The sequence below is a fragment of the Pseudoflavonifractor sp. MCC625 genome, from assembly GCF_018784545.1.
GTDB lineage: Bacteria > Bacillota > Clostridia > Oscillospirales > Oscillospiraceae > Pseudoflavonifractor_A > Pseudoflavonifractor_A gallinarum.
On sequence record NZ_WQOJ01000036.1, the window covers coordinates 7,095 to 7,520 of the forward strand.

The following is a 426-nucleotide window of genomic DNA, read 5'->3' on the forward strand; positions in this document are numbered from 1 at the left end:
ACCTGCAATCGGCACCATGATGGAGTTGGACAGATTCTCAATCATATTGAAAATACTGCCATTCCATCCCTGTGGGGTCTGTCCTACCTGTACGGATATATCCGCGACCTGTTGGTTTACGCTGTCAAACATCCCCGAAAGGTTGCTCATAATACCGCCCACCAGCATTTCTTTCAGCCAATTTGTCAGGGCTTCAAGTAAGAAATCCATACGGTGTCAACCTCCTTTCCGCCGCCCCCGCAAAACTGCGGGAGCGGCAAGGATTTCATACGGAATCGCTTAGACAGAGAAAAGCCCGGAGAGCAGAGGTACAAGGACCATGCCGACTACGGCTACACCAGCACCGGCCATGAGCTGTTTTATCCCCAATTAGGTGTAAAACTCTGCTCGATGGCGGGCGGCGGCGTACAAAAAATCTATATGGTG

General features: G+C 50.9%; 1 protein-coding gene and 1 pseudogene. Both read right to left on the reverse strand.

Features of this window, described 5'->3' with window-relative positions:
- A partial coding sequence (locus tag GPK94_RS16150) for a CD0415/CD1112 family protein (RefSeq protein WP_252192632.1) occupies positions 1-210 on the reverse strand: 210 nt, incomplete at its 3' end.
- A gap of 69 nt (positions 211-279) precedes the next feature.
- A pseudogene (locus GPK94_RS12490) lies at positions 280-366 on the reverse strand (Maff2 family protein); the annotation flags it as partial.
- Between the last annotated feature and the right edge of the window lie 60 nt (positions 367-426).